The organism is Roseibium album (assembly GCF_965233825.1).
In the GTDB taxonomy this organism is placed as follows: domain Bacteria; phylum Pseudomonadota; class Alphaproteobacteria; order Rhizobiales; family Stappiaceae; genus Roseibium; species Roseibium album.
Window position 1 is genome coordinate 3,513,730 of record NZ_OZ247583.1, and the last position, 20,093, is coordinate 3,533,822.

The following is a 20,093-nucleotide window of genomic DNA, read 5'->3' on the forward strand; positions in this document are numbered from 1 at the left end:
TGCAAACCGGTTTTTCCAAAAATCGAAATGGGTTCACGTTCTCAAATTGAGAAGTCAAAATTAAGCTTTTGATTTATATGCGTTTTCTTGAAAAATATCGATTGGCCCGGTTCTTGTTCTCAAGAGACAGGAAACAAATCCAGGGGCTATGCCATGAGACCTATCCCGAAACTGTATACCGCTGCGATGGCCGTCACGGTAATGATCGCGCTGGCACCGATTGCCTTCAATGCCGTCGTCGACGCATTCGACCACAATCGTCTTGTCGAACTCGATCTCGACAAGAAGGAGATCAGCGTCAAGGCGCATTACCCGCTCTACAAGATGATGGAATATCCTCGGATCAAGGCACCGACGGTGATCCTTGGGGATAGCCGAGCGCGCGCGTTGCAGGACAGGTACTGGCAGGAGCTTGGCCGGGACGATGTCTATAACTTCGCTTACGGTGGAGCGACGGTCTACGAGATCTACGACACCTTCAGATATCTGAGGGAAACGGTCGAGCTTGACACGCTTATCGTCAGTCTGCCTCTCCGTAGCATGGATGCCCGTTTCAAGGGCAGCATGAACCGGGTCCCCGAGGCCATTGCGCTCGCGGACAATCCCTTTGCCTACTACACCAACTGGTTTGTGACAAAGACCGGCTGGCGTCTGCTTCAGGACCGGTATCCTGGTTTGACCGCTCTTTTTGAAGATGTCTCGCTCTGGCCGGTTCAAGAGGCTCGTGCCGCGGACTTTACAGCCGTCAGCACCTTGTCGGTCGAAGCTCTTCTTGACCCGTCACTTTGCGACGAGTGTGCACTGAGCGCGTCGGTCTCGTCCTTGAGGCTTCCGGCGGTTTATCATGGCCACGGGTTCGGCCTTGGGCGATGGGCGGGCTACTGGCCCGAAATCTCGATCGACCGCGACCTGCCGCAGCTCTTTGCAAAACAGGTCGGTACCAATGGTGCCGCGGATTGGCGCCGGTTCAAGCAGTCCGAAGACCTCTGGAACATGATCGAGGAAATCGCGTCCTGGTCTGCCGAAAATGACGTGAAACTCGTGTTTCTGATCCCGCCGACCATTTCCGAAATGCAGCGCCGGATCTCCGATTTCGGACTGACGGCTGCGAACCACAAGTTCCGTGAACGTCTTTCGACATTGGCTCCCGTGGTCGATCTGGACTTCGACACGCCCTTTACGCGGGAACTCGGCAATTTCACCGACGCCTATCATTTCGGCTCGGACCCGGCGCGAAGGATCGTCGGCGAATTGTTGATGTTGATCGATCGCGACCCGAAGCGTGTTGCCACCGCATCAAGCCGTCGCAAGGACCTGGTCTGCCCCGTAACGCCAGCCGAGACATCGCGGTCTCACGTTGAAGGAACGCTGGAGCTCCTTGAAGGTTCGTCGTGCAGGATCTGGAGGAAGACCGATGGCTAATCTGCGCTTTTCACTCGGGGAAATTCTCATTTGTGCAACCGGCTTGATTGTCGGGGCCATCGCGGCAACCGGCTTCACGCAAACGCCTGACCGGACTTCGCAAAAACCCGTTCAACTTGAGAGCCATTGCCACAAAGACGGCCTGCACCAGCAGGATATGGCAATCGGCCGGCAATACGAACAACTCGCCCTGGAGGTGTTGCAATGACCCGGACAGACAAGAAATCATTCCTGTGGAAGGGGTTGCTGCTCGGCGCCGTGTTTGGTGTGGCAGGTGTGGTAGCCCTTACTTCGGAAACCATGCCGGTAAAGATCAAATCCGAGCGGATTGATCCGACGATCGAGGAGATGATCAAGCAGGCTCGCGGTTTGCAGAAGGTAGGGCGTTGGGAAGCCGCCGCTGATATTCTCACCCAGCTCGCCAATGACGGCCACCCCGTTGCCCTGTTCCATCTCGGAAGGGCCTACAAGAACGGCTGGGGGGTCAATACGGACCTGGAACAGTCGCGTCTGATTTTCATGGAAGCGGTCAGGTACTCTTTCGCCTATCGCGGTGAAACCGCTTATGAACTCGGCCGACTGTTTCAACGCTCGTCAGGCGAAAAATGCGCCGAAATCGCGTTGCAGTGGTTCATGAAGGCACTCGACTGGGATTATCCGAAGGCGCATGTGCAACTGGCCAAGCATCATGAACGCGGGATAGGGACGGAGCGTGATCTCACGGCAGCGTTCTACCACTATGAACAGGCCGCAATTGCCGGGTATCCCTCGTCCACCATCAACTATGCCCGGATATTGCTGACAGGCCGTTACGGTGTGACGCCTGATCCCGAACGTGCTCGGTTCTGGGCGGAACGTGCGATCGCGGGTCTGGAACAAAAAGCCAGGGACGGATCCGCGAGTTCGGCGAAAACGCTGGGCCGGATTTACCGCGATGGCGAATTCATGGCCATGGATCGCTCGCGCGCAAGGGATTGGTTCCTGCGCTCCGCAAACCTCGGTGATGCCGGGGCGATGCACGATCTTGCACAGATGCTGATCAGCGCATCATTGGACGAAAGATCCGCGGAAGAAGCGTTGAAATGGCTGAGGCTCGCAGCGACCGCTGAGCATGGCGGCGCGTTGACCGCTCTCGCGCGCCTTCATCTCAAGCAGAGCTTCGACCTCGAACCGGAAAGTGCGGTCGAACTGCTCGAGCGTGGTGTGGCCGTCGGTCACCCCGGGGCCATGGAAGAACTGGGACGACTGTTCGCCCGTGGCAAATACGTGCCTCAAGACCGCACAAAGGCCCTTGAGTTGGCCCGGAAGGGGACCGACCGCGGTCACCAGGGCAGCGCGAGCCTGCTGCAGGATCTGCTGCAGGAAGACGAGGCAAACCTGACCGTTATCGAAAAGTCCACTTCGCAAAAATCTGCCAAGAAGGAGGGTTGAACCATGGTTTTCAGTTCCCTTGAATTCATCTACCTGTTCCTGCCACCGGTTCTGCTCGGTTATCTGGTTCTTCGCCACTACCGATGGGAAAACGGAATCATCTGGTGGCTCATCCTGGCTTCTCTTGCGTTTTATGGCTGGTGGACGCCGATTTATCTCCCATTGCTGTTGGGTTCGGTCGTCATCAACTTTGGGTTCCATCGCATCCTTCGCACCGTTCGGGACAGGTTTATCCTGATCTGCGGAATTGTGTTCAATCTCGGACTGATCGCGGTCTTCAAATATGCCGACTTCTTCATTGGCAATGCGAACTTTTTCGCCGGGTCGGATATTCCGCTGCTCCACCTTGTGTTGCCGCTGGCAATTTCCTTCTTCACGTTCCAGCAGATCTCGTTCCTGATCGACACCTACAAGGGGGACGTCACGGAGTGCGACTTTCCGCGCTACATGCTGTTTGTCGTTTTCTTTCCGCAGTTGATCGCCGGACCGATTGTGATGCAGAAGGAAACCATTCCGCAGTTCAAGCTGCCGGTGTTCAGGAACAAGCTGGTCCTCAATCTGGCTGTTGGCAGCACCCTGTTTGCAATTGGCCTCTTCAAGAAGATCGTACTCGCGGACGGTATTGCGCCGTACGCCAATTCAGTCTTCAACCTGGCCGAAACCACATCCGGCGTGCCGTTCGAAGCGGCCTGGATCGGTGCTCTTGCCTATACGTTCCAGCTGTATTTCGACTTTTCCGGATATTGCGACATGGCCCTGGGTCTTGCGCGTCTCTTCGGAATTCGCCTGCCGGTCAACTTCAATTCACCTTACAAGGCAACCAGCATTTCCGATTTCTGGCGCCGCTGGCACATCACCCTGTCCCATTTCCTGCGTGATTACCTCTATATCCCGCTCGGCGGAAACCGGAGTGGTCCGGTGCGGCGCTACGGAAATCTGATGATCACCATGTTGCTGGGTGGTCTGTGGCACGGTGCCAGCTGGACTTTTGTTTTCTGGGGCGGTCTCCATGGGGCCTACCTGGCAATCAACCACGGCTGGTCCGCACTGGTCGTTGCCGGTTATGTTCCTTCCATCCTGCCGAAGTCAGTCGGAAACCTGCTTAGCCGCGGCATTACCTTGCTGGCGGTTGTGGTTGCCTGGGTCTACTTCCGTGCGGAAAGTTTCGACGGTGCCAACAACATCCTGGCGGGCATGACCGGACTGTCGACGGTCTATGAGCCTAAACTCTGGGAGACCATGGTCACCGGTACGGCAGCGATCTGGGCAGCCATGATCTGTCTTGCCGCCATCGTCTTCCTGTTGCCGAACTCCATCGAATTCACGGAAAACTACAACCCGGTGCTCGGCCTGAAGAAGTTCGTTGCCCAGAGGCGCTCCGATGGGTTCCTGCCGGTTCGTTGGAAGCCGAGCGCCGGTTGGGCTGCTGCTGTTTCTGTCCTCTTCGGGGTCGCTCTCATCCAGACATACCGTCTGGCTGAATTGACCGAATTCATCTACTTCAACTTCTAGGAAGCAGACCAGGATGAACTATCTTTCGCACGTGCTTGCTCTCTTCTCTGTCCTGGTTGCGTCCTGCGCCTTGGCAGAGGAGCCCGGGTTGAAGTCCGGTCACCTGATCCTGCCCGCGCAGGGAACCGAAGTTGACCTGCAAACGGGCGCCGTGAGCCGCAAGGGCGTCACCGGGCAATGTCTGGAAACCGTGTCGCAAGCCGGTGGGTCCAGGTTGGTGGTAAGCCGCAATCCGGGTGACGACGTCCCAAACGTGACGGTGAACGGGACAATTCAAAGTTGGGTCTCAGACGCGGCGGGTGCTGCAAGACTTGGTTCCGTCCGGCTCGCCAGGGATGGGTCGCTCGCTTTGCTTCGAAGCTGGAAAACTGGAGATAAACAAACAGAATTGCTGCAGGACGGGCAGATTGTCCGGAAATGGGAGCGTTCGGGTTCCCCCAAAATACTGCGGTTCACGGAACATGAGGCAATAATTCTGGAAAGCGGTGATGCTCAATCCTGGCATCTCAATCTCTATCCGAGAAATCTCCAAGGCCGGATAGAGCCTCGCGCAAGAACACTCGTAGACTTTGGCAGCTGCCGGCCCGGGCGCATGCGCATTGATAATGGAATTCTGTGGGCGCAAATGGACTGCGGTGAGGGAACCGACGGTGGTATCTTCCGGATTGACATGGAGAAAGGTGAAATCGGCGCACCGCTTTTGATTTCGCCGACCGCCGAGTTCGCGACAATACCTGGGTCGGCAGCAACGGCGAATGGGCAGACCGTCGCCGTGGTTTCAGGCACCCCCGCCGCACTTCAGCTTTATTACGCTGCAACAGGTCTCCTGCTTTCCCAATCGGGTGAAGTGCGCGCCTGTGCCTCCGACGCAGAAGGCCTTCAAAGCTGGAACCAGAGCTATCGGCTGCGTTCGCTTTCCACGCTGTTTCAGAAAACCGGGGACGAGGCATTCGCCGCCCTTGCCCTGAAATCGATGCGGCTGACGCTGGCGGCGCAGGACGGTAAGCAGGGCCGGGCCGGCATCTCCAATCCCGAATGCGGCTGGAGCTCGACGATATACGGACAAAACGCCGATGAGCGGCTCAGTTTGATGATCAATCAGGCGATGATCGCCAACGCGCTTGACAGTTCCTGCCGGAAACTCGGAAAACTGTGTCCGCCCGCGTTGTCGCGTAAAATCACCGCTTCGAACCTTTGCCTGGCTCGAGCCTATGAAGAAGATTTCGATACCGAAGCGGGCATCTACACAATAAACGCCCGGGTCGATTTCCGCTTCGCCGGCAAGTTTGCTCCCTGGAACTGGCAAATCGCATTCGCCGCGCTGCTGAGCGAATTGCCCGATGCTGACTACAAGGCACGTGCTCGGCAAATCGTGCAGGCGTTCCTCAAGGAATGGCAATCCGACAAGAACGGCGGGCTCTGGCGCTATTGGCCCAGCCAATACTATCTGGAGAAAGGGCTGACCGGAGACCAACTGGGTGACCAAAGGTTCGAAGATACGGGCCATGCTGGGATTACGCTTCTGACATTGAGCGACTTCACGAAGGGCCTGGCCCCGGAAACCGCCGATCTTGTCAAAAGACGTCTGGACTACATTCTTTCCTTCGGCAAGGAGACACCCAGGGATCTCGATGGAGATGGGCCCGCAGGGCACCGGTGGTTTCCCGCAGGAGGCTGGAGCCACTACGCGACAGAAGAGTTGCAGTTGGCCTACGAAGCACCAGTGCCGGGACGGTTCTCTGCGGACAGTCTCTACGTCTATTCCCGGCTCTTTGATCCCGCAGCCAGGTTTCAGCTCACAATCGACTTTCACTCCTGCAGGCAAACCTGTCAGTTTCAGGGCCGGCAGTCGTTTTCGAGCTGGCAGTCATTCCTGAAATCCAATCCGTTTTTTCTGATTTCGACGGCCGATACGGACGTTTCGACCGAAACGAAACAGGAAGTGCGCGGCAATACATCGAAAATTCATAACCAATGAGCAAGCATTCACCAGAAGGCCTACGCGCTGGAAACGGGTCTGAGCACCAGAACCGAGGGGACAAAAATATGCGCAAGTGGATCCAGGAGTTGACCTACGACGCCACGTTCTGGCTCGTCCTGGTTTTCATTTCGGCGTCAGCGATTGCCGCGTATGTGCTCGCGGTCGATTTCGGGCAAAAGGCAAGGACCGCTGACCTTTCGGCAGCGGCAAGAGCGCAGTCGGAACTGCTGACAGCCGCACGATCGTTCTATTCCAGGGAAGTCGTCGACAAGCTCTATTCGTCACAGGATGTCTCGGTCAGTCATGATTATCATGACAAGGACCTGACAATACCGGCACCGGTGTCGATGACACTTGCACTCGAGGACGAGTTGCAGGCGCAAGGGGCAACCAGTGCTATCCGGATGCTGTCAAATCATCCTTGGCCTTGGCGTCTGGATCGAAATCTCGACAAGTTTGAAAAGGAAGCACTGGCTGCCCTGGAAAAGTCACCGGAAGCGCCGTTCCAGCGCCTTGAACAGCGCGACAACGGTACGTTTTTCCGAAGCGCGACTGCTGTTCGGATGGAAGAAAGCTGTGTCGCCTGCCACAACACTCATCCTCAGTCACCCAAGACGGTGTGGGAAGTCGGCGACATCCGGGGAATTCAGGAAGTTATCATTCCGGCGAGTGCGTTGTACGGAAATGGTTTCACATCGATCGACAACTTGATTTTCATGCTGGTGGTCGCGTTTGTGGCCGCACTTGCACTGACCTTCGTCCTCTCCCTTCAGCGGCAGCGCGCCATGAGGAGACTTGCGGGTCTCGCGGAGGCGGAACGTGAAAAAAACGAAGCACTGCTCAAGGCGACGCAGCGCGCTGAAGCAGGTGAAGCACAGGTCAGCACCATTCTCGACACGATGCTCGACGGTGTTTTGACCTTGTCGCCAAAGGGCAATTTGCTAAGCGCCAACCAGGCTGCTCTGTCAATGTTCGGTGCCGCAAACATCGAGGACGTTGTCGGGCGTCTCATCAGTGATGTCCTACCCGGCACCAGCAATGAAGATCTGCCGTTCGAATGCTGTTCAGGAGCGGCGACATCATTTGAAGCGACGGGCAAACGACTGGAAACCATTGGCAGGCGGCTGGATGGCGTCGAGTATCCCGTCGAGATGTCCCTCTCTGAGGTCGTTATTGAAGGTACGCCAACCTACACCGCAATTCTCCGGGACCTGACGGAACAGCAGGCGGCTGCCGCCAAGGTCGAGCAAGCCGAAACCCGTCTTGTCGATGCAATCGAGTCCTTGCCGGACGGTTTTGTTTTGTATGATGCAGAAGACAGGCTCGTCTTGTGCAACAGCAAATACAGGGAGTTCTACAACTCCAGCGCTGATCTCATACAGCCGGGCGCAACGTTTGAGGAAATCATAAGAAAAGGGGCCATGCGGGGCCAGTACCAGGTGGCGGAGGGCGTCCTTGAAGACTGGGTTGCCATGCGCATGGAACATCATCAGAATCCCGGCGCTCCCATGGAACAGCATCTCGATGACGGCCGGTGGTTGCGCGTGATCGAATCGCGCACGAGTGAGGGAGGTCTCGTTGGCTTCCGGGTCGACATCACTGAGTTGAAGAACCGCGAAGCGGAGTTGCGGCGGAACGAGGATTTGCTGCGCAATGTTGTCGATGCGTCTTTCGACGGTGTCATCGTCATGAACGGGGACGGCATCGTGCTCGACTTCAGCCCGGCTGCCGAGGAAGTCTTCGGCTGGAAGGTGGGCGATATCGTCGGCAGGAAAATGTCCGACTACATAATTCCCGACAAGTATCGACAGGCTCACGACGACGGTTTGGCCAATTTCCTCAAGACGGGGGAGGGACCGGTTCTCGGCAAGAGGATCGAAATCGAGGGGCAGCACAGAGACGGTCACGAAATCATTGTCGAACTTGCGATCCGCCACACCAAGGGCGCCGAAGGACCACTCTTCCTCGGGTACGTGCGGGACATCACCGAGCGAAAGGCAGCGGATGCGGCTCTCAGGGTTGCCAAGGAGCGGGCGGAAGCTGCCAACGAGGCAAAGGCCAAGTTTCTGGCAATGATGAGCCACGAGATCCGCACGCCCATGAATGGTGTTCTCGGTATACTCAGCCTGCTGCGTGATACCGATCTGAGCCCGGCGCAGGCGGATTACGTTAAGACAGCGCGCGAGTCCGGACGGTCGCTGCTCGAACTTATCAATGACATTCTGGACTTTTCAAAACTTGAGGCCGGTCGAATGGATCTCGACCCTGTGCCGTTCAGGTTGAAGTCGGTCGTCAAGAGCGTCGTTGATCTCTTCATGCCAATCGCCAGGGACAAGGGTCTTGACCTTTCCCTGAACTATCCGGTCGGACTGCCCCACAACGTGGTCGGTGACGCCGGCCGCCTGAGGCAAGTGATCCTGAATCTTGTGTCGAATGCGGTAAAGTTTACCGAGATCGGATTTGTCGAGATCAGCGTCGACATCGAAAAGGAGGATCCGGTAGAGCCAACCTTCCGCATTTCAGTCAAGGATTCAGGAATTGGCATTCCCGAGGACAAGCATGATGCGCTCTTTGGTGACTTTGTCACGATCGACACCAGCTATACCAAGAAACAGGGTGGCACCGGACTTGGTCTTGCGATCTGCAAGCAGATTGCGCATCTCATGGATGGAAAAGTTCGGGTTGAAAGTCGGCAGGACGCCGGCAGCACCTTCGAATTCCTTGTTCCGATCACACTGGCTGACGACCAGACCGTTATTCCCGAAGAGGAATACGACGAAAGTCCTTCGGAGCTGCCTGAGGACCTGACGGTCCTGCTTGCCGAAGACAACGCGACCAACCAGATCGTGGTCAGCCATGCGCTGGAAAGCGTCGGCTGCACTATTGATATCGCAAACAATGGAAAGGAAGCGGTGCGGGCGGCATCCAAACGCGACTATGATTGCATCTTGATGGACATTTCGATGCCGGAAATGGACGGCATTGAAGCCACTCGAAGAATCCGGAGCGGACAGCGAAACACTTCGACGCCGATTGTAGCGCTCACCGCCTATTCGCTTCGCGGCGACAGGGAACGGTTTCTGGCGTCGGGAATGACGGATTTTCTGGCAAAACCGGTGGAAAAAAATGACCTTCTTGCCTGCATTTCAAGAAATGTCGCCAAGCATGACTTGGAGGTTCCGGCAGACGTGGCCTCCGGTACAACGGAATCTCTTGCTGCCGCGCGTGAGATCCTCGACACCATGCCGGCTGAGTTGAAGCAAAAGCTTCTGCAGCAGTTCGTTGACGATACGCTCAAGCGGCGGCATTCGGCACTGGAAGCTGTTGAAGCGCAGGATCCTGAAAAGCTGGAGCGAGCCACGCATGCGCTCAAAAGCGTGGCGGGCACATTTGGTGCCTTGGAACTGGCTACGGTGGCAAGCACGATGAACACGCTTGTGCGGGACGGCAAAACGTTCGACGCCATGGGCAAAATGGACGAGCTTTCGCAAGTTTGCGAGCATACACTAACGGAAGTGAAAGCATTGGCTGTAGAAATAGGTGTCAGGGTATCATTCGATACCTGAGGAAAGATCTGATGCGTGGAAGGAGCGTAAGTTGAAGGTTCTGCTTGTTGAAGACGCACTGCCCCTTGCAACGGTTTATGGTCATCAGCTCTCGCGCGCGGGTCTTGAATCGGTACATGTCGAAACTGGAGCTGACGCCCTGGCACGCTTGCGCAAGGGTGGGATCAGCGTTGTCCTGCTGGATCTGCAATTGCCCGACATGAGTGGAATGGATGTTCTGGCGTCCATTCGCGAGGAGCAACTTCCCGTAACAGTGGTCGTTGTCACCAGTTCCGGCTCGATCAAGACGGCCGTCGATGCCATGCAGGCGGGTGCTTACGACTTTATCGTGAAACCTGTAGCCGAGGAGCGGCTAGTCACGACGACGCGCAATGCGCTCGAACGCGAAACCCTCACCGAAGTCGTCGAGGAAGTTCGCAAACCGGCTTCAGGTAAGGTTCAGCATGGCTTCATCGGCTCTTCATTGCCGATGACCGCGGTCTACAAGATGATTGAAAGCGTTGCCCGCTCGAACGCCGCTGTCTTCATCACTGGCGAAAGTGGTACAGGCAAGGAAGTGTGCGCCGAGGCAATTCACAGGTCTAGTCAGCGTACAAAGAAACCATTTGTTCCGCTGAACTGCGCGGCCATCCCGAAGGACCTGATCGAGTCTGAAATTTTCGGACACATCAAGGGAGCCTTCACCGGCGCGACCTCGGATCGCGATGGTGCCGCCGCACGGGCAGACGGAGGGACACTTTTCCTCGACGAGATTTGCGAACTTGAACTTGGTCTTCAGGCGAAGCTGCTGCGTTTCCTGCAAAGCGGAACCATACAGAAGGTCGGCAGCGACACCCTCAAGAAGGTTGACGTTCGCATTGTCTGCGCCACAAACAGGAATCCGTTGGAGGAAGTCGAGGCCGGCCGGTTTCGCGAAGATCTTTTTTACCGGCTGCATGTCCTTCCGATCGGGTTGCCGCCGTTGCGGTCCCGGGGCACCGATGTTCTTGAACTTGCAAAGCATTTTTTGATGCAATTTGCCGGTGAAGAAGGCAAGTCTTTTGAGGGGTTCTCCGTGGAAGCAGAGGAAATCCTGTTGTCTCACAGCTGGCCGGGCAACGTTCGCGAGATGCAGAATACCATCAGGAACCTGGTGGTATTGAACGAAGGTCCCTACGTGGAAGCCGATATGCTGGCGACCCTCCATGGCCGTGCACCCGTTCCGAAGACACAAGCCGCGCCACATCCCCTCCAGGCCCCGTTGAGCGTGAATACAGACGCCGGCCGCACCGTCGAAAGCAATGGTTCCTGGCCCGCGATCACCTTGACGCTTGGCCAACCTTTCGAGATGCTGGAACGGCAGATCATCGAGGCAACAATTGACGCTTGCGGTGGCAGCCTGCCCAAAACAGCCCGCGCGCTTCAGGTCAGCCCATCGACACTCTATCGAAAAAAGGAAATCTGGGCAGAGCAGGACGAACCATCAGGCGAAGACATTCAGATTGCCGCTGAAGGTGCGTGAGACGTCGTCACGCACCACTTGAAACCCAGCAATCAGGTCGCTTCAAAAAACGCTTCGGCGATCCCCACCGCGGCAACATGTGAAGTGACCGGCAATTCTCCAGCCAGGATCGCACTGCGTAGTTCAAAACGCCGTCTTGTCACAAGGGTTGCGTCTTCCAGGTCGTCAGAGCAGGCGTCGGCGATCTTGATGACATGTCTGGCAACGAACACATGCGCCTTTGCAATTGTCTGATTGCCGTGAAGAACGAGCGAAGGACCAGACAACCAGCGCCCGCCTCCGTAACCTGTTTCTTCCAGCAACTCTCGTCTCGCTGAAAATTCGGGGTCTTCGCCCGGGTCCACCTGGCCGCCCGGCAGCGTCAGACACACCTGTCCAACGCCGTGTTTGTATTGTTGAAGCAGCAGAACCTCGTCGTCTTCAGTAACCGCATAAACTGTTGCGAATGACGGAAGGTCGATCCTGAAATAGTCGTCGACGATCCGGTCGTCGGGCAGCTGCACGCACTGGCGAACAACGCGTAGCTGGTTGCCGGAGTCGTAGACCGTGTCACTTTTGAGAACAGACCAGTTCGGGTCATCGATGATGATTGGCATGGCTTTCATTTCAAGCTCCATGAACCAGGCGGAGGGGGGCTGGCTCCACCATCAGGTGTTCCTGCATCCGCCGCATTTCGTAACTCAGCAACTGGCTGATGTCGCTGGCGCCGCCGACCGTGGAAAGGATGTTGTCCTTGAGAAACGCATCGCACATCGGCTTCGCAAAGCCGCGGGCTGCCGTTTCGCCGAGATAGGCAACCAGTCGCGCCGACTTGTGGCGCCTCAGCAGGTGCTCCTGAACTTTTGCTGTTGAGTAGGTGTTCGGCATGATGAGCAAGCTGCCTTCTGAATCCTTGCAGACGGAGTGATTTGGAAATCGGGTGCGGATAGCTGCGACGAATTTGTCGAGTTCCCTATGCTCCCGCTCCCAGGCCACGTAGTTCCGCTTTGCAGTCCGGCCGATTCGCGTCCCGGCGAGACAGATGCGCAACGTTGCGGGTCCGCAATCGATCAATGGAGCCTGTTTGTCGGGATACGCACTTTGCAGAACCAGCTTGGCGACAGTTTCATACAGGTCGTCGCAAAAGTCGTGATCGTGGCGGATCAGCAAATCATTCTGACGCCACAACTCTGTGCCGGCGGAAGAGAAAATCCCGGCGAGCGTCCTGCGCAGGCGTGAAGGGATACGAGCTGCGGTTTCAGCATAATTCAGGCTGGACAGAAGGTAGCAAGAGCGTTGTGCGGCGAACTCCGCCAGATAGCCAGAAAAGGCGCTGTCCATTTCGCTTTGATGCGCCTCGAAGAGGGCATTGACATCAAAAAGAAAAACATCGCTCCGAGGTGAATCTTTTTGAATTCCGAATGGACCTGCGACCTGGCCGATCAATTTGAATCTGCTGTTGGAAAACATTGCATTGCCTCTTCGATGACTAGACTTGAGGAGGTCTTTGCAAGACAGTGGCCAAATTCGAGGAGTAAATTAAAACTATATTTTTCAATAGGTTGGCTTCGAATTTGGAAAGAGGAGATGTAAAAATCCAAAAACGGTTTTGCGAAATGGAAAACTGCAATTTCAATTTCGAGAACGCCCGAAACGGCCTTCTGAAGGCTTTATACATAGGCCTTCAAACAGCCGTTGAAAATTGAAGCCCGGACTGTCCTGGGTGTCCGGCGCACGTTCCTTGGAAACTCGGTTGGCAGTGACATTGCCGTATTGCAATCAAAAGATCGAAAACGGGAATTTTTTGTTTCCAAAATTGAAAGCCCGATAATCGTTTCAGATTTGAGAAATAGTGTAAGCATATGAAAAATATATATAAACTGTAATAGGAACGTGTTTGGCACGAAGATTGTTCTTCTCAAACCCAGATAGCTTTAACTGGGAGTACTGAGATATGAACATGTTTGTCGGTCGCCTCGATACGGCTCAAAAGCTGGACAGCGTTTCACTGCGGCTTGTTGAGCAAAAAAAAGCAATAAGCGTCGTTGGCCTTGGGTACGTCGGTGCAGTTTCTCTTGCCTGCCTGAGTGACCTTGGACACCGCGTTGTCGGGACGGATATCGACAATCAGAAAGTCGACTCGATCGCGTGGGGACAGAGCCCCATTCATGAAGATCGTCTGGGTGAACTTCTGTCCAAAGGTGTTGCTGAGGATCTTCTCCATGCAACGACCAATCTGGAACGAGCGGTTCTGGAAACCGATGTCACGTTTGTTTCGGTCGGGACCCCGACCAGCGAGGATGGTGGTTGTGACACCAGGGCGATCGAGGCCGTTGCGCGTGGCATCGGTGAAGCCTTGGCCAAAAAGGACGGGTTTCACATTGTGGTCTTGCGCTGTTCGGTTCCTCCAGGGACAACGCTCGACATCATGAAACCCGTCCTTGAGCAGTATTCCAACAAGGTTGCCGGCAAGGATTTCGGAATTTGCTTCAATCCGGAGTTCCTCAGGGAAGGCACCGCAATTGCCGACTTCCACGCACCTCCGAAAACTGTCATCGGCGTTTCGGACCAGAAAACCGCGGACGTTCTGGCTGAGATCTATGCTCCTGTGGACGAAAGCCCGATTGTGACGACCGTTGAGGTCGCCGAGTTGGTGAAGTATGTCGACAATGTCTGGCATGCCACCAAGGTCTGCTTCGCCAACGAAGTCGGTCGTCTTTGCAAACCGATGGGCATCGACAGTCACGCGGTCATGGACATTTTTGTTCAGGATACGAAGCTCAATCTCTCTCCCTATTACCTGAAGCCGGGCTTCGCTTTCGGAGGCTCCTGCCTGCCCAAGGAAGTGCGTGCTGTCACGCATCTGGCGGAAAAGCTCGGCGTGTCGACGCCGCTGATGGATTCCCTGACGCCATCCAACGAGAAACAGATTGATCAGGCCATCGGGATGATCCGCGAGACCGGCGCGAAAAAAGTTGCCGTCCTGGGTGTCGCGTTCAAACCTGGAACCGATGACCTGCGCGAGAGCCCGGCTCTTGAACTCATCTCCGAGCTTCAGCGGGACGGTATCGAAGTGGTCGCCTATGATCCGGCCATCCAACCAGGTCCGCACATCGCACAGCAGTTTGAATACATGCGCTATGCGGCACCCCATCTTCAAGAAGTGGTCGACGGTCTTGCCGGGCTCATGAAATCAACGCCGAAATCCGCGATCCGCGACGCAGATGCGATCATCGTTACACAGAAACTGCCGGAGCTTCGGAGTGTGCTCAGGTCGAAGAAGGAAGAGGCAACGGTCGTGGACCTAGTCCGCATATCCGCAGAAGTCCCGAACTCTTCCCACTATATCGGAATAGGCTGGTAGGCCGCACACTCCCGTCCGCTCCCTCTCTCTCTGCCCCCATCGACGCCCTGAGAGGGGGCGGACACCCCTTCAATTCGGATCACAGGATGTTTCTTGCAGCAGGTTTGCCGACGTTTGGAGACTTGATAGATGGACCGCTTTCTTGCCAGTCGGTAATCCGATCAAGACCTGGCCGGGAAGCTGTTTGTTTTCGAACCGCATGAAACTGTAATTGCAGTCCATCATCTCGCTCAGGTCACATCGGAAACGTGCCTGAAAGGGTCATTTTCTTGCTTGGTGATCTGAACTTGACTTTGAATTCGCTATACTGCAGAAGACAAATAAGACAAATCAATAATTAATTTTTACAAATGAGGGTTTCATGTTGGTTCACTCAGATGCGCCATCCGCATGGATGGATTCCGGTCCTGGAGCGAGGCGCAGGATTCTTTGTGAAAACAAGGAAATCATGATGGTCGAGTTTCGCTTCGAAAAGGGTGGGGAAGGGCTGCCGCACAACCATCCGCATGTTCAAACCACGTATGTTGCCTCGGGTCGCTTTCGCTTCACGGTCGAAGGCGAGACAAATCTGCTCGGACCGGGCGATGCGATGGTGATTCCCTCAAACGCGGTCCATTCCTGTGTTTGCGAGGAGGCCGGGAATCTTCTTGATGCGTTTACACCGCGGCGGGATGATTTTCTCGAAGCGCATGGTTGGCAACCCAGTTGACAGCTTTCCACTGCGGGTAATTTGAACCGAAGACAATTGCGGTCTTCATGGAAGGTTCGTCACTTCCCGGCCCCTTTGCGACAAGAATTCCCACAAGCTTTCTTCCGCAAGGGGGGCTTTTTTTTCCCCAAATTCGTGTTGCGATCCGCGCCTGTCCGCGCAGCGGTCAGCCTTCGAAAATCCGCTTTCTGGCGTTTTCAACATGGGCACGCATCGCTGCCCTTGCTGCCTCGCTGTCGCGCGCCCTGATCGCCTCGAAGATGTCGTAGTGCTCTCCCTGGACAAGACGCAGCCTGTCCTCCGGCTTGGTAAGAGAGAGGTTTCTGGTCAGGTTCATCCCTGTCAGAATATTGGACTTCATGGAAGATCTGGCTGCGACGAAATACTTGTTGTCGGACGCATTGCAAACGGCGACGTGAAAATCTTCGTCGGCGACGACGCCAAGTTCATTCTCACTGATGCAGCGGTCCAGTTCCTCAAGCGTCTCCTGCAGTTGCTTCAAATTGGCGTCCGTGCGCCGTTCAGCGGCGAGAAAGGCAGCTTCTCCCTCGACGGCTGCCCTGAATTCGAATGTGCGCTGAATATCTGCGATGGACCCAACCGGGGCAAAGTCGAGCACAGCTCCCTCCGGACGCCGCTTTACATATGACCCTGACCCCTGGCGGGAAACAACAACGTCATCTTCACGCAATTGCTTGAGGGCCTGGCGTAAAATTGGCCTGGACACCCCCAGTTCCTCGGAAAGGGTTTGCTCAGTCGGCAATTTTGCTCCGATGGGAATGTCCCCATCCATTATTTTGGCAAGAATGCTCTCGTAAACCTTGTCGGAAAGTGTCCGGTCCCGGACTTGTCGCTCGGTTGTCGAGGGCTGATCTATCTGCCTTTTTCCTTCCGCCACGTCTTAAACCTGTCCATAGTCGACGGATCGGTCGGGGGATAGAGCCCGAATGTCGACGCGCCTAGTTGCACCATTTCCATTACGAAGTCTTCAAAGACAGTCATCTCTGCCGCCTCTTCGGCAACCTCGTTTGCCATATGTTGCGGTATGCAAACAACTCCCTCGTTGTCTCCCACGATAATGTCTCCGGGAAAAACTGAAACCCCTCCGCAAGCAATCGGGTCGTTTATTGCGATCGCATGGTGTTTGGTAAGGTTTGTCGGAGCACTGGGGCGGGCATGGTAGCTTGGCATCGACAGGCCGGCTATTTCCGGCGTGTCGCGAAAGCCGCCGTCAGTCACAACCCCTCTGCAGCCCCTGGACTGCAATCGTGCCGCAAGAATGCACCCGGCTGAGGCAGCTGAAGCGTCTCCCCTTGCATCGATGACAAAGACAGCGCCGGACGGACACTCCTCGACACCCTTCCTCTGAGCATTGTTGCGGTCGGCAAACGAGTCGAGAATGTCCAGATCCTCACGGGCCGGTATGTAGCGCAGCGTATAGGCCGGGCCGACCATGTTGGAGCCGGGGCGCAAGCGGTTCAGACCCTGAAGAAAAATGTTTTTCAAACCGCGTTTGAACAAGACCGTTGTCAATGTTGCAGTGCTTACCTGCATCAGTTTCATTTCCGTTACATTGATATGTTCGTTCATGGAAAATGCTCCGTTGCCGGTTTGATACAGATGTGTGATTTGCGCCGGAAACTAGCCAGCGCAGCACAATTTGTCAAATATTTGTAAATCGCAGCTTTGGACACAATCAGAGAAGCGGGGTTGGATAGGCAAATATCGAGCAAAATAATGAAAAATAACACAAAAGTTGCATCCGAAATTCAAAGGCTGTCTAAAATTATCGCAAATTGGCTCCGGATTCTCTGGTCAATCTATCTGTGAATTTATTCGATGGGAGATGGACCCGTCGTTTTTTCCTTGGGTATCCTTGTTTTGTAATTATTTGTAAAAATTAGTCTTGATTTGAGCGGCAAAGGTGCGTTATGCGGTTGAGGCGCCTCCGGATTGCCGAGCTGTCGACGGCGTCCCGGAGCCGGGCGGAATGCGGAGCATTTGGTCTTAAGGCAACGCGAAGCGCCAGATTTCTAGCCGGTAGTCAAACAGCAACATTCAGGAGATGTCCGAAATGAACCTCAGCGGAAAAGTTGCAATCGTATCTGGTGGTGGCCGGGATATCGGTCGTGCCTGCGTAATGGCGTTGGCAAGGGCCGGTGCCAGCGTTGCCGTAAATTATTTCAGCAGTGGCGCGGGTGCCGACAGCGCTGTCGACGAGATCCGTGCTGCGGGAGGAAGCGCCTTTGCCTTGCAGGGCGACATGACGAAGAAGGCGGATGTTGACGCTTTGGTGGCGAGGGCCGTCGATGAATTCGGCGGGGTGGATATCGTCATGCCGATAACGGGTGGTTTGGTTGCCCGCAAATCGATTGCCGAGATCACGCCCGAGCATTGGCAGTCGGTATTCGACCTTAATGCAACGTCGGCGCTTCTGCTTGTTCAGGCGGCCTTGCCGCATCTGAGGCCGGGTGCGGCGATCGTGAACATGGCTTCGCAGGCCGGTCGGGATGGCGGCGGCCCCGGAGCAATGGCCTATGCGATGTCGAAGGGCGCTGTCATGACGATGACAAGAGGCATGGCAAAGGAGCTTGCGCCGCGAATTCGGGTCAATGCCCTGTGCCCGGGAATGATCGATACGGATTTTCACAACGTCTTCACCAAGCCGGAAGTGCGCCAGCACGTTGCAGGTGTCACGCCGCTCAAGCGTGAGGGGACTTCCGAAGAGGTGGCAAACTTGGCGGTGTTTCTCGCATCTGACCAGGCTGCCTATATCACCGGTGCCTGCGTCGACATCAATGGCGGTCTGTTCTTCTCCTGATGCGGACGGCGAGGCCTTTCATGGCCTCGCCCGCCTGTCGCCAGTTGTTTGTAAATTCGGACATATTTGTAAAATTAGCTTTGGAAAATCTTATCATGAGTTGGTGAGGCGGGGCGAATTTTCTCGCAAAATCCGTAGCTTAGCTTAAAAAATTGTAATATAGATTTTTAACTTGTAATAATTTGTAAAATACATATCGTGCTAACAGGTCAAAAGGGAGGATCCAATGACTTTGATGAATTCACTTAAAACGGGTGCGCTGCGCGGTACAACCGTCGCCGCGTCTCTGCTCCTGGCAACAGTCGTCGCCGAAGCACGCGACCTTCGCGGATGGAACATTCACGTTGAGGATTATCCTGTCTCGCACGGCATGGAATCCTTCGTGAAGGAAGTCAGTGAAAAGACCGACGGCGCGATTTCCGGAAAGGTTTTCCATAGCGGCGTTCTTGGTTCCCAGCCGGATGCAATCGAGCAGACAAGGCTTGGCGTCATCGATTTCGGCGTATTCAGCCTCGGGCCGATGGGGCAGGTTGTTCCGGAGGCGAATGTTGTCTCGCTTCCCTTCATCTTCAAAGACGTCGACCAGATGTACAAGGTGATGGACGGGGAGCCGGGCAAGGCTCTCAGCAAAGGCCTGGAAGCGAAGGGCCTTGTCGCTCTTGGATATTACGATGCCGGTGCGCGTTCGTTTTACACCTCGGTCAAGGCGATCAACGAACCAGCTGATGTCGAGGGCATGAAAATACGGGTGATGAACAATGACCTGTTTGTCGGCATGGTGGATTCGCTCGGTGGCAACGCAACGCCGATGGCGTTTGCCGAAGTCTACCAGGCGATCAAGACCGGTGTTGTCGATGGAGCGGAAAACAATCCGCCATCCTATGAATCAACCAATCACTTCGAAGTCGCGGGATATTACTCGCTCACGCAGCACCTGATCATTCCGGAGTGCCTTTGCATGAGCAAGAAGACCTTCGATTCCCTGACGCCCGAGCAGCAGGAGATTGTCAGGGTGGCCGGGCGCAACAGCACCGAATTGCAGCGCAAGCTCTGGCAGGAGCGCGAGTCCGCCAGCATGGCCAAGGTGTCCGAGGGTGGCGTGACGGTGAACGAGATTGCAGACAAGGCTCCGTTCCAGGCTGCAATGTCGCCGGTCTACGATCAGTTCCTGGCGCAAAGCCCTGATCTGACCGATCTGGTCGAGATGTTCAAGAACGCCCAGTAAGCAATGAAGGCGGACTGCGCTGCAAGCGCAGTCCGCACTGGAGAAGACTGATGTCGCGCTCTGGCAGCACCTCGGATCGGCTCGAACACTGGTTGTTCCTGCTGAAAAAAGTATGTGTCCTCGTCGGCTCAATCGCGCTTGTTATCCTTGTCGCGACTTTCGGTTGGCTGGTCTTTGGAAGATATGTCCTCAATCAGACGCCGACCTGGGTTGAGCAACTTGCCTTGCTTTTGATCTGTTACATCACGTTCCTTGGTGCGGCCGTCGGCATTCACGAAGAAACGCACCTCGGTGTCACGGTGTTGCGGGATGCGTTGCCGCCGAAGGTGAAACAGGTGCTGTTGCTGTTGACTGACCTCTGCCTTGCCGTTTTTGGTGGTGTGATGCTGGTCGCAAGCCTTGAATTGTTCCAGTTCGGTTGGTCGACACTTCTCCCGATGCTCAATATTCCCGAAAGCATCCGGACAGCCGCAGCCATTGCCTGCGGTGCACTGATGGTGATTTTTGCAGGCGCAAGGTTCCTGCTTCGCAGTCGCTTTGCGCTTCGCGGCGAGATCTACGAAATCAAGAAGGAAAACTGAA

Annotated in this window: 16 protein-coding genes; 12 read left to right on the forward strand and 4 right to left on the reverse strand. The window is 55.4% G+C overall.

Annotated features, from left to right (window positions below):
* Positions 1–153 precede the first annotated feature (153 nt).
* The 7 genes from ACO6TI_RS16005 to ACO6TI_RS16035 all read left to right on the forward strand — a co-directional run bounded on the left by ACO6TI_RS16005 (position 154) and on the right by ACO6TI_RS16035 (position 11,413).
* Positions 154–1,422: a hypothetical protein gene (locus ACO6TI_RS16005; RefSeq protein WP_422382864.1), complete on the forward strand. Its 1,269-nt coding sequence runs from the start codon at positions 154–156 to the stop codon at positions 1,420–1,422.
* A complete protein-coding gene (locus ACO6TI_RS16010; protein WP_055112282.1) occupies positions 1,415–1,630 on the forward strand; it encodes a hypothetical protein in 216 nt (71 codons plus the stop codon). Before ACO6TI_RS16005 ends, ACO6TI_RS16010 begins: the two co-directional genes overlap by 8 nt.
* Positions 1,627–2,853 carry a tetratricopeptide repeat protein gene (locus ACO6TI_RS16015; protein WP_196998454.1) on the forward strand — a complete coding sequence of 409 codons (1,227 nt, stop codon included), beginning with the start codon at positions 1,627–1,629 and terminating at the stop codon, positions 2,851–2,853. Before ACO6TI_RS16010 ends, ACO6TI_RS16015 begins: the two co-directional genes overlap by 4 nt.
* Before the next feature lie 3 nt (positions 2,854–2,856).
* Entirely contained in the window at positions 2,857–4,365 is a 1,509-nt protein-coding gene (locus tag ACO6TI_RS16020) for an MBOAT family O-acyltransferase (RefSeq protein WP_422382865.1), read from the forward strand.
* A 13-nt stretch (positions 4,366–4,378) separates the two neighbouring features.
* On the forward strand, positions 4,379–6,343 hold the full coding sequence (locus tag ACO6TI_RS16025) for a hypothetical protein (RefSeq protein ID WP_422382866.1): 1,965 nt from the start codon (positions 4,379–4,381) through the stop codon (positions 6,341–6,343).
* A gap of 68 nt (positions 6,344–6,411) precedes the next feature.
* Positions 6,412–9,912, forward strand: coding sequence for a PAS domain S-box protein (locus ACO6TI_RS16030; RefSeq protein WP_196998455.1), 3,501 nt, complete (start codon positions 6,412–6,414; stop codon positions 9,910–9,912).
* A 31-nt stretch (positions 9,913–9,943) separates the two neighbouring features.
* Complete coding sequence (locus ACO6TI_RS16035; protein ID WP_104703059.1) at positions 9,944–11,413, forward strand: sigma-54-dependent transcriptional regulator; 1,470 nt, start codon at positions 9,944–9,946, stop codon at positions 11,411–11,413.
* A 32-nt stretch (positions 11,414–11,445) separates the two neighbouring features.
* On the opposite strand, the gene ACO6TI_RS16040 is transcribed toward ACO6TI_RS16035, so the two are convergent.
* Positions 11,446–12,018 (reverse strand): NUDIX hydrolase, encoded by a 573-nt coding sequence (locus ACO6TI_RS16040; protein WP_196998456.1) that lies wholly within the window; start codon positions 12,016–12,018, stop codon positions 11,446–11,448.
* Between the two features lies 1 nt (position 12,019).
* On the reverse strand, positions 12,020–12,862 hold the full coding sequence (locus ACO6TI_RS16045) for a hypothetical protein (protein ID WP_055112291.1): 843 nt from the start codon (positions 12,860–12,862) through the stop codon (positions 12,020–12,022).
* Positions 12,863–13,346: 484 nt separating this feature from the next.
* On the opposite strand from ACO6TI_RS16045, the gene ACO6TI_RS16050 reads away from it, so the two are divergent.
* Together ACO6TI_RS16050 and ACO6TI_RS16055 are read left to right on the forward strand one after the other, a co-directional pair.
* Positions 13,347–14,756, forward strand: a complete 1,410-nt coding sequence (locus ACO6TI_RS16050) for a nucleotide sugar dehydrogenase (protein WP_422382867.1) — start codon at positions 13,347–13,349, stop codon at positions 14,754–14,756.
* Positions 14,757–15,117: 361 nt separating this feature from the next.
* Positions 15,118–15,465: a cupin domain-containing protein gene (locus tag ACO6TI_RS16055; protein WP_055112295.1), complete on the forward strand. Its 348-nt coding sequence runs from the start codon at positions 15,118–15,120 to the stop codon at positions 15,463–15,465.
* 166 nt (positions 15,466–15,631) lie between these two features.
* Here the strand turns inward: ACO6TI_RS16055 and ACO6TI_RS16060 are convergent, their stop codons facing one another.
* Together ACO6TI_RS16060 and ACO6TI_RS16065 are read right to left on the reverse strand one after the other, a co-directional pair.
* The gene (locus ACO6TI_RS16060) at positions 15,632–16,363 is read right to left on the reverse strand and encodes a FadR/GntR family transcriptional regulator (protein ID WP_208992537.1); all 732 of its coding nucleotides are present in this window, start codon (positions 16,361–16,363) and stop codon (positions 15,632–15,634) included.
* Positions 16,339–17,055 carry a ribonuclease activity regulator RraA gene (locus ACO6TI_RS16065; protein ID WP_055112297.1) on the reverse strand — a complete coding sequence of 239 codons (717 nt, stop codon included), beginning with the start codon at positions 17,053–17,055 and terminating at the stop codon, positions 16,339–16,341. The genes ACO6TI_RS16060 and ACO6TI_RS16065 overlap by 25 nt, the downstream gene beginning before the upstream one ends.
* 484 nt (positions 17,056–17,539) lie before the next feature.
* On the opposite strand from ACO6TI_RS16065, the gene ACO6TI_RS16070 reads away from it, so the two are divergent.
* The 3 genes from ACO6TI_RS16070 to ACO6TI_RS16080 all read left to right on the forward strand — a co-directional run bounded on the left by ACO6TI_RS16070 (position 17,540) and on the right by ACO6TI_RS16080 (position 20,092).
* The gene (locus tag ACO6TI_RS16070; protein ID WP_422382868.1) at positions 17,540–18,286 is read left to right on the forward strand and encodes an SDR family NAD(P)-dependent oxidoreductase; all 747 of its coding nucleotides are present in this window, start codon (positions 17,540–17,542) and stop codon (positions 18,284–18,286) included.
* 226 nt (positions 18,287–18,512) lie between these two features.
* Entirely contained in the window at positions 18,513–19,511 is a 999-nt protein-coding gene (locus tag ACO6TI_RS16075; RefSeq protein ID WP_208992538.1) for a TRAP transporter substrate-binding protein, read from the forward strand.
* A 50-nt stretch (positions 19,512–19,561) separates the two neighbouring features.
* Positions 19,562–20,092 (forward strand): TRAP transporter small permease, encoded by a 531-nt coding sequence (locus ACO6TI_RS16080; RefSeq protein ID WP_055112299.1) that lies wholly within the window; start codon positions 19,562–19,564, stop codon positions 20,090–20,092.
* Position 20,093: the final 1 nt, after the last annotated feature.